This is a genomic window from Sulfurospirillum diekertiae, from assembly GCF_011769985.2.
In the GTDB taxonomy this organism is placed as follows: Bacteria; Campylobacterota; Campylobacteria; order Campylobacterales; family Sulfurospirillaceae; genus Sulfurospirillum; species Sulfurospirillum diekertiae.
Window position 1 is genome coordinate 30,423 of the sequence record NZ_CP039734.2, and the last position, 12,589, is coordinate 43,011.

General features: G+C 41.4%; 15 protein-coding genes and 4 tRNA genes. 11 read left to right on the forward strand and 8 right to left on the reverse strand.

Translation table 11 applies throughout. The features are described from left to right. Positions 1-67: 67 nt before the first annotated feature. The 3 genes from amrB to amrA are packed head-to-tail and all read right to left on the reverse strand — an operon-like array spanning position 68 to position 2,386. The gene (amrB, locus tag FA584_RS00180) at positions 68-862 is read right to left on the reverse strand and encodes an AmmeMemoRadiSam system protein B (RefSeq protein ID WP_167749900.1); all 795 of its coding nucleotides are present in this window, start codon (positions 860-862) and stop codon (positions 68-70) included. Further along, a complete protein-coding gene (gene amrS, locus FA584_RS00185; RefSeq protein ID WP_167749901.1) occupies positions 855-1,844 on the reverse strand; it encodes an AmmeMemoRadiSam system radical SAM enzyme in 990 nt (329 codons plus the stop codon). The genes amrB and amrS overlap by 8 nt, the downstream gene beginning before the upstream one ends. Then, on the reverse strand, positions 1,844-2,386 hold the full coding sequence (gene amrA, locus FA584_RS00190; RefSeq protein WP_167749902.1) for an AmmeMemoRadiSam system protein A: 543 nt from the start codon (positions 2,384-2,386) through the stop codon (positions 1,844-1,846). The genes amrS and amrA overlap by 1 nt, the downstream gene beginning before the upstream one ends. 67 nt (positions 2,387-2,453) lie before the next feature. On the opposite strand from amrA, the gene FA584_RS00195 reads away from it, so the two are divergent. Genes FA584_RS00195 through FA584_RS00220 form a run of 6 tightly spaced genes read left to right on the forward strand, consistent with a single transcriptional unit; the run spans position 2,454 to position 5,992 of the window. Beyond that, complete coding sequence (locus FA584_RS00195; protein WP_167749903.1) at positions 2,454-2,954, forward strand: DUF6622 family protein; 501 nt, start codon at positions 2,454-2,456, stop codon at positions 2,952-2,954. A gap of 44 nt (positions 2,955-2,998) precedes the next feature. Then, the gene (locus FA584_RS00200) at positions 2,999-3,400 is read left to right on the forward strand and encodes a YbjQ family protein (protein WP_167749904.1); all 402 of its coding nucleotides are present in this window, start codon (positions 2,999-3,001) and stop codon (positions 3,398-3,400) included. Between the two features lie 35 nt (positions 3,401-3,435). After that, complete coding sequence (locus FA584_RS00205; RefSeq protein ID WP_167749905.1) at positions 3,436-3,822, forward strand: YbjQ family protein; 387 nt, start codon at positions 3,436-3,438, stop codon at positions 3,820-3,822. Then, complete coding sequence (locus FA584_RS00210) at positions 3,785-4,201, forward strand: hypothetical protein (protein ID WP_167749906.1); 417 nt, start codon at positions 3,785-3,787, stop codon at positions 4,199-4,201. The genes FA584_RS00205 and FA584_RS00210 overlap by 38 nt, the downstream gene beginning before the upstream one ends. A 57-nt stretch (positions 4,202-4,258) precedes the next feature. After that, on the forward strand, positions 4,259-5,059 hold the full coding sequence (locus FA584_RS00215; RefSeq protein ID WP_167749907.1) for an AraC family transcriptional regulator: 801 nt from the start codon (positions 4,259-4,261) through the stop codon (positions 5,057-5,059). Between the two features lie 36 nt (positions 5,060-5,095). After that, positions 5,096-5,992, forward strand: a complete 897-nt coding sequence (locus tag FA584_RS00220; RefSeq protein ID WP_167749908.1) for a DMT family transporter — start codon at positions 5,096-5,098, stop codon at positions 5,990-5,992. Here FA584_RS00220 and FA584_RS00225 read toward each other — a convergent pair. Next, on the reverse strand, positions 5,958-6,524 hold the full coding sequence (locus FA584_RS00225) for a YqiA/YcfP family alpha/beta fold hydrolase (RefSeq protein ID WP_167749909.1): 567 nt from the start codon (positions 6,522-6,524) through the stop codon (positions 5,958-5,960). The genes FA584_RS00220 and FA584_RS00225 overlap by 35 nt on opposite strands. Before the next feature lie 195 nt (positions 6,525-6,719). Between FA584_RS00225 and FA584_RS00230 the strand changes: the two genes are divergently transcribed. The 3 genes from FA584_RS00230 to FA584_RS00240 all read left to right on the forward strand — a co-directional run bounded on the left by FA584_RS00230 (position 6,720) and on the right by FA584_RS00240 (position 9,578). Beyond that, on the forward strand, positions 6,720-7,004 hold the full coding sequence (locus tag FA584_RS00230; protein ID WP_096045438.1) for a hypothetical protein: 285 nt from the start codon (positions 6,720-6,722) through the stop codon (positions 7,002-7,004). A gap of 3 nt (positions 7,005-7,007) precedes the next feature. Beyond that, positions 7,008-9,071, forward strand: coding sequence for a molybdopterin oxidoreductase family protein (locus FA584_RS00235; RefSeq protein WP_167749910.1), 2,064 nt, complete (start codon positions 7,008-7,010; stop codon positions 9,069-9,071). A gap of 66 nt (positions 9,072-9,137) precedes the next feature. After that, the gene (locus FA584_RS00240) at positions 9,138-9,578 is read left to right on the forward strand and encodes a heme-binding domain-containing protein (RefSeq protein ID WP_167749911.1); all 441 of its coding nucleotides are present in this window, start codon (positions 9,138-9,140) and stop codon (positions 9,576-9,578) included. A gap of 150 nt (positions 9,579-9,728) precedes the next feature. Here FA584_RS00240 and FA584_RS00245 read toward each other — a convergent pair. From FA584_RS00245 to FA584_RS00260, 4 genes are all read right to left on the reverse strand, one after another. Further along, positions 9,729-9,816: transfer RNA gene (locus tag FA584_RS00245), tRNA-Ser, on the reverse strand. A 34-nt stretch (positions 9,817-9,850) separates the two neighbouring features. After that, positions 9,851-9,924, reverse strand: a tRNA-Cys gene (locus tag FA584_RS00250). A 22-nt stretch (positions 9,925-9,946) separates the two neighbouring features. Then, positions 9,947-10,033: transfer RNA gene (locus FA584_RS00255), tRNA-Leu, on the reverse strand. Positions 10,034-10,062: 29 nt separating this feature from the next. Beyond that, positions 10,063-10,137, reverse strand: a tRNA-Gly gene (locus FA584_RS00260). Positions 10,138-10,265: 128 nt separating this feature from the next. On the opposite strand from FA584_RS00260, the gene ilvD reads away from it, so the two are divergent. Further along, positions 10,266-11,945: a dihydroxy-acid dehydratase gene (gene ilvD / locus FA584_RS00265; protein WP_167749912.1), complete on the forward strand. Its 1,680-nt coding sequence runs from the start codon at positions 10,266-10,268 to the stop codon at positions 11,943-11,945. Continuing rightward, entirely contained in the window at positions 11,945-12,583 is a 639-nt protein-coding gene (locus FA584_RS00270) for a MarC family protein (protein ID WP_096045468.1), read from the forward strand. Before ilvD ends, FA584_RS00270 begins: the two co-directional genes overlap by 1 nt. Positions 12,584-12,589 lie beyond the last annotated feature (6 nt).

Consider the following 12,589-nt stretch of genomic DNA (forward strand, 5'->3'; position numbering starts at 1 on the left):
ATAGATGAGAAAGTATAGCACACCCCTAACAGCAAAAAAATTAACCTAAGCAATTAGCGTCTACTTTTTAACCAATTACAAATGACGTGTATCCTACCACGCGACTTGCATCTTTACTGTGCGCATAACTGGTTCGGTAGTCTAAAAAATGGGCTTGAAAGTTGTGTGAAAGTGCGCTTTGAACCATCGCTTTGACACCCGTTATACCGCATGCTTCGCATCCATGAGAGAGCGCATGAAGGTCAAGATGCGAAATTGCTTCTATGCACGTATGATCGAGCTTATTGGCTTCCTCTTCCGTGTAAAAATGGCTGAGATCGGTGCTGATAACCACCAGTGTTTTTTCATCGCTTAGCACTTCGTCGATGAGTGTTGAGAGCTCGCTGTGAGAGATGTCTCCATAGACGATTTCAACGACTTTAGCGTGTTTGAAATACTGTCGAATAAAAGGCATTTGCACTTCGGTGGAGTGTTCCTCATGTGCCATAGGGTGAAAGTCTAAAAAGGCAAATTTTCGCTTAAGGGCATAACTGAATGCTAAGTCGATTTCTATTTCGCCACACGGTGTATGGTATGCCTCCAAAAGGGCAATGGAAGCCCCTGCTACGTAGATGCGGTGACTAGGACCAATGACAACCAAACGTTCAACATCGGAGCATTTGGATGCGGTATAGTGGTAAGCAAGATTGGCGGTATAGCCACTGTAAATGTAGCCCGCATGAGGAACAATGAGCGCGCGGGGTATAACATCGAGTGCTATGTTGGGCATCGCTTTATCAAAATGATCGAACATGTGTTTTATTTCACTGCAGACGTCAGGGTAAAACATCCCAGCTACAGCAGCTTTACGGTGTTTATTCATCAAAAACTCCTGTGAGTTTGGTATTGCATTTTGGACAGCATCCATCTACGAGATAGTTTTCCATCACTTCGAAGCGTTTTCGTGTGATCAAAATAGCATTACATGTAACGCATCTCGTAGGATTTTCAAGCCCGACATTCCCAATATAGATGTGTTTAAGTCCTACATTTTTGCCAAGCGTTTCGGCACGTTTAAGTGTTTCAATAGAAGTCGAAGGAAGCCCTTGCTCATGATAGTCAGGATGAAAAGCACTGATATGCCATGGTGTCTCAACGCCAAGCTCTTTGGCAATAAAGGAAGCGATAGAATTCAATTCTTCATCGGAGTCGTTTTTGGTGGGGACGATAAGTGTAGTAACCTCGATCCAAATGCCATTACGCTTGAAGTGCTTGAGGTTTTCCAAAATAGTTTCAAGCCCTCCTCCGAGCTCTTTTTTATAGTAGTCGTGGTTGAAAGATTTGAGATCAACATTCGCCGCATCAATAATGCCTACCATATCATCAATCACTTCACTGGATTCAAAGCCATTGGTGACGAAGATATTTTTCATTCCTTTTTCATGAGCCAAAATGGCGATATCTTTAGCATAGGGATAGAAAATGGTGGGTTCATTGTAGGTGTAGGCGATGGAAGCACATTCGTATTTGAGCGCCATTTCGATAATCTGTTGGGGGGCAAAATACTCTTTTACATGTAAAGATTTTTCTTGCGAAATACTCCAGTTTTGACAGAAAGGACATTTGAAATTACAACCAATCGTTCCGATCGAAAAGGCTCTGGTGTCAGGTAAAAAGTGGTAGAGCGGTTTTTTCTCCACAGGGTCAATGTGCATGGCTACGGGATGTCCATACACCAGATTTTTGATAGTTCCATCGACATTTTGATTGACACCGCAGATGCCTATTTGTCCCTCTTTAAGATGACAGCAGTGCGCACAGAGTAAGCAAACCAGACGGGAGCCTTCAGTCTTAAAATAGTGCATTATTTCACCTTTTCAACCCTGTAATACCAAATCTCAGGATGGCTTTCCAAGCAATCAGGTGCTAACCCCGCTTTTTGGCATAGATGTGAAAAAAAGAGTTCAAAGGTTGGCAGTTGTTCCCACACTTGGGGTAAAAAGGTTGCTTTTCGAGACTCTTTTTGAAGAATAATGCCATCCATTCCCACCGTAACTTTGCTTTTGAGGTCATTGGTATTTTCATATAAGATGGGTTGGGGTTCACTCAAAAGAGAGATTTCAATCTTTACATGTAAAAACTCTTCGGGGCTGAGCGGATAGAAACGTGGATCATCAAAAGCAGCTGCTTTGGCGTTATGTATAAGGTCATCTAGAAGAGGTCTATGGGCTATGAGTGAGCCGATACAGCCACGCAGTTGACCATCAAGGGTGAGTGTTACAAACGTAGCTTTAGGAGTTGAAAATTCAGGATGTGCTTGCACTAAAGCTTTTGGATTCAAAGTAGATGTATGGTTAAAGCTGTCACTGATCGCCTGCTTGGCAATTTCTAAGAGTACGTTTTGCACGGCGCCTCCTTTACGAAAGTGTATTATATGATAAAATGGCTGATAGGTTATACAAAAAGGAATCGTCATGGTACTGGCAATTTTAGCGCATACTCCCGTGTGGGTTTTTCTGCTCTTTGGTGTGTTACTCATATTAGGCTGGATGCAAAGTCGTGATCGTAAGGTTTCTTATGTGCGTGCGTTTATATTGCCTTGCATGATGATAATTTTCTCCATATACGGCGTTGCCTCCGCATTTGGCATGAGTATTGGGATTGTGGCGTGGAGTGTAGGAATGATGGCGATGATGGCACTGGGAATTCGCATAAGAGCTTTTTACAATGTGGTTTTTATGGCAGAATATAACGCTTTTGCGATCAAAGGAAGTTGGCTTTGGTTGACTCTGATGATGGTCATTTTTTGGCTTAAATTTGCAGTAGGTGTAGCACTTGCCAGAGAATTAGCCATTGTCACTGAGCTATGGTTTATTTTGAGTGTTAGTTTGTGCTATGGGTTACTCAGCGGTATTTTCTTAGTGCGCATGGTTATTTTGTGGAAGATTAAAAGCTTACATATAAAAACGATCTAATCTTTTTTTATGGTAAACTTTGTCTAATTTTTAAGGAGTGAACGATGAAACAATGGGTAGCAATGTTAATATGTTTAGGCTTTTTTTCAGGATGTTCTACCATCGGTTTGAACTTCAATTTTTGGAGTCAAAAAGCACCTGAAACACCTGCTCCTGTCACGTCAGAGGTTAAAATCACGCTACCTACACAAGTGCTTCTCTATGATCTTGACATTACTGATCGACCTTATGCAAGCCTTGGTGAAGTGAGTGTTACGCTAACAAAACTTAATCCATGGGGTGAAGAGCCAACCCAAGAGCAAGTCGAGGCAAAACTGAAAGAAGAAGCTGCCAAAAAAGGAGCTGACGCACTGATCTACGTACGTTACACGAAACTGGGTGCTTCATGGAATCGCGTGAGCGGCATCGAAGGCAAAGCGCAAGCGGTCAAATTTACACGCTACTAATCTTCTACCATCAAACTTTACTAAAAGGAGTAAGAATGTCTTTCAGATTTGTAGTGGGCAGTATGGTTGTGAGTTTTTTATTATCGGGATGTGCTACGTGGTCTCAAAGCCAAGTGACCAATCCCAATACAGCGATTAAAGAAATCAAACAGGTTTCTCCTGATCAGGTTCAATTAACAGAAGGAGATATGACAAATCGCCCGTACGTTTCACTGGGTGATCTTGCGGTCACTGTCAATAAAACAACGATTTTTCATCCAGAACCCACCAAAGAGATGATTGATGCGAAGCTCAAAGAGGAGGCAGCAAAACTTGGTGCAGATGCTGTCATTTATGTCCGTTACGGAACGGTTGGTATTTCAGTACTTAGTTGGGGAAGTTTGGATGGCAAAGGTCGAGCAATTCAATTTACAAGTAATTAGTCTTGTTTGTATAGGGTTGTTGTGTGTTGGGTGTGCACATTCTGCGAGGGATTTACCGCCTGATATGAGTCATTTGCCACCGTCCATGAGGTTGTTACCAAGCGATATGGAATCTGCGGAGTATCAACTAGATTGCAAAGATCTGACACTAGCGTTGACGCATACACGTGAACATCTTAAAGAGCTTGAGAAAGATGTGATGAGCATGCAAGCTGATAATCAATCCAAAGGATTGACGGGCATTACTGTTTTCTCACCGGCAATGTTTTTGATTAGCGATAATCCAGCTTTGAGCAAAGATTATCAAGAAAGTGATCAGGCAAGAGAGCGTTTACTTCGCATAGCGCAAGCGCGCCAATGTGAGTTGCCTTCATACTAAAAAAATATGCGCAATTTTGTTCTATTATGACGTGTAAAATTGCGTTATACTTTTGCCATGAAACCTTCTTTATTGAATGATACTGCGTTTGAAAATATCGCTCATTCGACCAATACCTTTTCATCTCATTTTCACGACACCTACGCGATTGGAATCACGCATGAGGGCATGTTTAAGTCACATCATGAGCGTCAAATAATTTCCGCATATGAACGCACTACTCGGATTATCAATCCGGGTGAAATTCATGGCGGCGATTCGTATGCATGGAAATACACCAATTTCTATCCCAGTGTGGAGCTTTTAAGTACGCTTTATGAGCAGATGTATGGCGAGAAGAAGATACCGATTTTTGAGCAACATATCATTGAAGATGCCGAACTCTATGCGAGGCTGGCTGCTTTTTTTCACACTATTTATGCTAATGAAGAGCCGATGCACTCAGAGTCGAAGCTCATTGATGCCCTCTCTTATCTTATAGCGCATTACGCGCAAAAAACCACGTCGTATCTGTTTACATGTAAAGATCCTAAAGCGATGTCTGTGGTCATAGATTACATTCATGACAACCTTGGATCGGACATCACTTTAGATACCCTCGCCTCAACGGCGCATGTGAGTAAGTACCATTTTTTAAGGCTTTTTAAAAATCATACAGGCTTGACACCGCATCAATACATCATCGCTGGGCGCGTATGCAAAGCCAAAACGCTTGTGATTAAAGGTGAGTCACTTTCTCAAGTTGCTTTGCAGGCAGGTTTTAGCGATCAGTCGCATTTTATCCGCTCCTTTCGTAAAATTTACGGTTACTCTCCCAAGACACTGCTTCAAAAAAGCAATTTTATTCTATATAAATAATCTGAAATTGTGTAAACTTCGCGACAAGGAGTTTTTATGGGAAACAAAAATATTTTCTTTTTTTTACTTTTTCTTGCAATGGTTGCATGGGGTGGCTCGTGGGTCAATGTGAAAATTTTAGGACATTATGTCAGCGCTTTTGAGATGATCTTTTTGCGCTTTGGCATTACAGCGATTACGATGGTTCCCATCATTGTGTGGCTGAAGCATTCGTTCAAAATCGACCTTAAGAGCTTTGGGTTAGTCGTATTGGCGGCGTTAGCGTTGATTTTTTACAACAAATACTACTATCTTGGCACTAAGTTTGGTACAGCCTCTTTAGGTGGCGCGATGGTAACGACGATGATTCCTATTTTAACGTTTATCTTTTTGGCGTTGATGGGGGCTAAAAAGGTCAGTACCAAAGACCTGTTTGCACTGGGTTTGGGTGCGGTGGGTGTTTTGACGATGTTGCATATTTGGACGTTTGATTTAGCGCATATTTTAGTGATTCACAATCTATACTTTTTATTAGCCGCCATTTTATGGGCAGTTTTGACGATTGTCAGCTCGAAGTCAACAAAGATCTCACCGATTGTTTTTACCTTTTACATGTACATTGTCACCGTTGTGTTAGATTGGGTTTTGTTTGTGGATGTGAGCACGATACCGTTTGGCTCATTTGATGGCATTTTTTGGCTCAACACGCTATTGATTTCCCTCGCAGCCTCCACCTTTGCCAATACGATCTTTTTCTTAGGTATTGAAAAATTAGGCGCTGCCGAGGTGAGCTCGTTCGTCTTTTTGGTACCGTTTTCGGCGATCATTTTAAGTGCCGTTTTCTTAGGTGAAAAAGTCGATCTCTTCATCATCATTGGAACGGTTTTAACACTTTATGCGGTCAAGTTACTCAATAATATTATAATTTTAAAGCGACACCGAAAAAGCGTTTAATGCTCTCCAAGTGGCGATCCAGTCCTTCAAAACTGTGATTGCCACCCTCTTCTACGACCATCTTCGCGCCCTCTAAAAAGTCACATGCTTCTTCGTAGTCCAACACCTCATCGCCTTTTTGAAGCAATACAAGCAGGTTTTCAAGATTAGGTTCTTCGATCTCATAACTTTCCAACATTTCAAGGTGCGACTCGTTCCATTCATACGTTGAGTTGTCATAATAATTCACCCCCTGTCCAATGGCGCGCTCTAATGTTTCGGGAGCATTAACCGCAGGATTGATGAGCACGGCTTTAAGGTTGTACTTGTCGCTGAGATAAAGCGCGTAATAGCCGCCCAAAGATGAACCCATCAGGTACACAGGCTCTTGATACGACTCGATCAATTCGCTGAGTGTTTTAATCGCAAGATCGGGAATGGTAGGCAGGGATGGTGCAATAAAACGGATACCTTCTTTTTGGCAATATGCACGAAGCAGTTTCGCTTTACTGGCTTCTCCGCTAGAGCCAAATCCGTGAATGTAAATAATCATGGTGAACCTTTATGTAACAAATAAATTGAGCACAAAAAGTGCGAGGGCTTTGTGCCGAACAAAACCAAGTGTTAACGTAGTTTTCGAAGCTTTGCTTTGAAAACGTGTGTAGAGTTCTACAAAGAACTCTCCTAAATGGAGTATAGCAAAAGTTTCGTTAGGCTATAATACGCGCAATTATTAAAAGAGGGTATGATGAAATTACAAGAATTAGAGGCTCGAAAAATCATTGTGATGGTCATGGGCGAGACGCGTACACTTACGAAAAGCGATGAGGAACTCGCACTGCTATTAAAAAAACGATTGACCAAAAAAGAGTGTGAAGTCTTAAATGCAGAAGTCCTAGGCAAAGACAAAGAAACTTTGATGAGCGAGCAAAAAATAGACACGGTACGTTACGATGCGCTCAAAGCAAGTGCCATTAAAAAAATCAAAAATGAATCCGTTCACGGAGACTTTTTCTATACCAAAGGTGAATAAAACATGGAGCAGATGGAAGTCATAGACAGCGTTTGTACCTATTGTGGAGTGGGATGTGATATCGCCGCCAATGTTAAAGACAATACGATTCAAAGCATTTTTGCTCATCCCGATGGTGTGGTGTCTGAGGGAAAATTGTGCATCAAAGGCAAATACGGTTTTGAGTTTGTGAATGCTCCCGATCGTCTTCGAATTCCACGTATTCGTAAAAGTTTTCTAGCGAAAAACCCTGCCATTTACGAAGCAATCGCTTTACATGTAAAAGAGTTGGATGAAGAATGGGTTGAAACCACACTGGATGCAGCAACGACTGCAGCAGCAATGAAACTTCACGAGATTCAAAAAAAATACGGTCAAAAAAGTGTCTGTTCCATCGGAGGGGCAAGGACGTCATGTGAAAGCTCTTACCTGCTTCAAAAATTTACTCGCCATACACTGAACTCTCCCCATGTCGATAACTGTGCGCGTATTTGCCACTCTCCAAGCCTCAAAGGGATGCGCACGACCATCGGTGAAGGTGCAGCGACCAATCCGTACAACGATATTTATCAAACAGAGTTTATGATTGTTATTGGCTCCAATACTACTGAAGCGCATCCGATTATCTCCAATCGTATCGTCGATATGGCAAGTAAACACGATAACCTTGCGGTATTTGATGTGCGTGAAATCACTTTGCACCGCTTTGCGAAATACAAAGGCATTATTCCCCATGAAGCTAATCTGCTTGTTTTAAATATGATGGCGTATGTGATTATCTCTGAAGAGCTCTATAACGAGGATTTTTTGAAAGATCGTGCGCTTGGATTTGAAGCATTTAAAGAGAAGATACTGAATGATCCTTTTGCCAATCCAAAGTATTTTGAAAATATCGTAGGTTATGAACATCTGAGTAAATTGATCCCCAAAGTGGCACGTGAATATGCTCTAAAAAAGTCGATGATTTTCTGGGGACTTGGCATTACCGAGCACATTGATGGCTCGTATGCGGTCATGGCAATCACCCATCTTTCATTAATGACAGGCAACATTGGAAAAGTGGGCGCAGGCTTGATGCCGCTTCGCGGACAAAACAATGTCCAAGGGGCGTGCGATATGGGTATGCTTCCTTACTACGACCCCGATTATCAAGAGCCTAAAGAGATCGGATTGATGACACCACAACTGGTGGAAGCAATGTTTGAAGGACGCATTAAAGCGGTGATCAACATGGGTGAAGACCTAACGCATGTACATCCTAATAGCAATAAAATTAATGCCGCACTCGATACTCTGGATTTTATTTTCGTCCAAGAGCTGTTTATGACAGAAATCGCCAAGCGTGCAGACATTGTCGTAGGAGTAAAATCAGCGTATGAAAAAACAGGTGTTTATGTCAATGCGATGCGTCGTCTGCATCTTTCGCAACCTCTTGTCAAATCAGACTTGCCCGATGATTGGGAAGTGATTCAGATGATCGACAATAAGCTAGGTGGAAGTTACAGGTATGAAGATTCTAAACAGATTTGGGATGAAGTGCGCGAAGTGGCGTACAGACGTTTTTCAGGGGCAAGCTACAACCGACTTGAACGTCACCGTGTTCGTGGACTCCAATGGCCTGTGCATACCGAGGATACCCCCGTATTGCATCAACTGGACTTTCGAACAGAAGATGGGTATGGCAGATTTCATTACCACCAATACGAACTCAGAGGAATGGTTCAAGAACTGAGTGAAAAGCGACTTTCAGGATACCATCTGACTACAGGAAGAACACTTGCCCAATACAATAATGCTTCTCAAACCAGTCGTTGTGAAAAACTTAACAAACGTTACGATGAAACCATTTTATGGGTCAATGAAAACGATGCGGCTGATTTTAGCAGTGAAAAAGTGATTTTAAAAACACCGTACGGGCAAAGTGCACCATTGGTGGTTAAATTGACAGACAAAATCCAACCCAAAACACTTTTTTGTACCTTTCATCATGCCAATTCACGTATCAACACTCTTTTTGGCGACAGATGTGATGAACTGATTTTAACGGCAGCATTTAAATCCATCAAAGTGGAAGTAGTAAACGTTTAGGGAGTCAGGCTTTTGTTTAAACTAATGTGTTAAAATAGTGTCATATTAATATAAAGGTATTATTTGATGAAAAAGATACTCTTTGGGGTGGTAGGAATATTGATGGTTATTCAATTTATGAGACCAAATTTTAACAACCCAAAAGTGGATGAAAAGATTGCACTTCAAGCGGATGAAAAGGTCATGGTCGTTCTCAAAAATGCATGTTTTGATTGTCATTCCAATGAGGTTCAGTACCCATGGTACCATAACGTCGCCCCTGTCTCTTGGGTAATGGCCGCACATATTAACAATGGACGAAGAGCACTCAATTTTTCCACATGGGCAGATACAAATGCTGATACAAGAATAACAAGAATCAAACGCGCAAAACAGCTGATTTCTAATGGTTTAATGCCAAAGGGAAGCTATGAGCTCATGCATCCAAAAGCACATTTAGATGCAAAAGATAAAAAAATACTCGAAGAGTTTTTTGATCAGCAACTAGAACAACTCAAAAAATCATAATTTACAAAGAATATTTTAATAGTATAGATGATAAAAACAGGAAGAAAACAACTTTTTTCTTCGATCCAAATTGAACCGTTGGACATAATCTGGTCACAGTAGAAAAAATTAGGCTTTGAGAATCTCATAATTTAGGAATTTTTAAAGAAGTGGCCGGGAGAGAGGGATTTGAACCCCCGGAGGTATTACCCTCAACGGTTTTCAAGACCGCCGCATTAAGCCGCTCTGCCATCTCCCGACAGAAAGTTTGTAGATGATATATAATATCAAGGTGGAGGCGACACCCGGATTTGAACCGGGGATCAAGGCTTTGCAGGCCCATGCCTTACCGCTTGGCTATATCGCCACCGTATTTCTCTATATAGAGGTGGTGCCCGGAGCCGGATTTGAACCGGCACACCCAAACGGGCGAGGGATTTTAAGTCCCTTGCGTCTACCAGTTTCGCCATCCGGGCAACGCGTTTCTTTTTAAGATTAAACTAAATGGAGCGGGAAACGAGGTTCGAACTCGCGACCCCGACCTTGGCAAGGTCGTGCTCTACCACTGAGCTATTCCCGCATCTAAAAAAGAGTTGAGAGTATAGCAGTTTTTTTTCGTAATGTAAAGTCATTTGCGTAAAATTATTTACATGTAAGCTTTTTTAGAGCGGTTTTGCTATAATTTAAAAAATTTTTTAAGGAATATTGATGCGAAGTGATCAAGTCAAAAAAGGGTATAACAGAGCGCCACATCGAAGTTTATTTCGAGCGACAGGTTTAAAGGACGAAGATTTTAATAAACCATTTATTGGAGTAGCAAACTCTTATATTGATATTATTCCAGGTCACTTCTTTTTGCATGAGTATGGTGTTATCATTAAAGATGAGATTCGTAAGAATGGTTGTGTACCGTTTGAATTTAATACGATTGGCGTAGATGACGGTATAGCAATGGGACATGATGGTATGCTCTACTCACTTCCAAGCCGTGAGCTGATCGCCAATTCGATTGAGACAATGATGAATGCGCACATGTTAGATGCGATGATTTGTATTCCTAACTGTGACAAAATCGTTCCGGGAATGATTATGGGCGCACTTCGTGTTAATGTTCCAACGGTGTTTGTGAGTGGTGGACCGATGAAAAAAGGTTATACGAAAGAGGGAGCACCTCTTGATTTGAACTCTGCCTTTGAAGCTGTTGGTAAGTTTGAAAAAGGGGATATTACCGAATCGGAACTGACGGATATTGAGTGCAATGCTTGTCCAAGTGGTGGTAGTTGTTCTGGTATGTTTACAGCCAATAGTATGAATACATTGATGGAAGCAATGGGTATTGCTCTTCCTGGGAATGGAACCATTCCAGCGTTGACCCCCGAACGGGAAGTTCTTTTACGTGCAGCTGCAAAGCGAATTTGTGAAATTGCCGTTGATGATCGTTTTAAACTTAGAAATATCTTGAATGAAAAAGCTGTACGTAATGCGTTTGCCATTGATATGGCAATGGGTGGAAGTTCCAATACAGTTTTGCACATGTTGGCTATTGCTAAAGAAGCTGGCGTTAATTTTGCGATTAAAGATATTAATGAGATCAGCAAAAATGTTTCTCACATCGCTAAAATCTCTCCGTCTCTCTCAACCGTTCATATGGAAGATATCAACCGTGCAGGTGGCATGAATGCAGTAATGAAAGAGGTTAGTCGACGCGATAATGGCATTTTATATTTAGATAATTTAACGGTGACGGGTGAAACTGTTGGTGAGCGCATTGCTAATGCAGAAATTAAAGATACTGCCATCATTCATACCCTTGAAAATCCTTACTCGAAAGTGGGAGGGCTTGCAATTTTGTTTGGTAATTTAGCACTAGAAGGTTGCGTTATTAAAACAGCGGGCATTATTGGTGCTCGCCAATTTATCGGTAAAGCCGTCTGTTTTGACTCTCAACAAGAAGCATTAGCAGGCATCGTGGGTGGAAAAGTTACAAAGGGTGATGTTGTCGTTATTCGCTATGAAGGACCTCGTGGCGGTCCTGGTATGCAAGAGATGCTCTCCCCTACGAGCTTAATCATGGGTATGGGGCTTGGCGCTGATGTTGCACTGATTACCGATGGACGTTTTTCAGGAGCTACCAGAGGGCTCAGCATTGGTCATGTAAGCCCAGAGGCAGCTGAGGGCGGTCTTATCGGTCTTCTGAAAGATGGTGATACTATACAGATCGATGTCGATGCCTATACGATTGAAGCACTGATTGATGAAGCAGAACTGGCACATCGTAAAGCGTCATTTAAACCCAAAGTAAAAGCCATTCAAGGAAGTTGGTTGAAGCAATACCGCCAACTTGTTACCAATGCAAGTAGTGGTGCTATTTTAAAGACTGATGCTTAATGAGTGAATTTTTAAATCTTTTATTACAACATACCATTACAATGATGGCAATTGTTGATCCTTTAGGAGTGAGTGCTATTATGCTTTCACTCCTACCTCAGAGTACAACCAAAGAGCATATTAATAAGATTGCTTGGAAAGCGACAATGACTATCATCGTGGCTTTTTTTGTGGTTTTACTTACGGGTAATTTTTTGCTCAATCTTTTTGGTATTGAAATTGATTCACTTAAAGTAATGGGTGGAATTATTTTGTTGCTTACCGCCATTAAAATGGTTCAAGGCTCGATAGAGTCCAAAAATCAAACCGAAGAAGAACGTGAAGAAGCAATCAAAAACGATGAATTTTCAGTAATTCCTTTAGGTATTCCTATTACTTTCGGTCCTGGTATTTTTGCAACGATCATCATTCTACGTGGGCATAGTGAAGGTATTATTTCTCTTGCAGCACTCATTATTGCTTATTTAATTGTAGCTTTAAGTGTGTATCTTGCTTTTAAAAATAGTATCTATATTCGCCATTATTTAGGGATAACTGGGCAAAAAATTGTCAGTCGTTTAATGGGACTCATCGTAGGAGCGATTGCGGTGCAATTTATTGTGGGTGGCGTGAGTGTCTTGGCAAAACATTATATGTAAGGATTT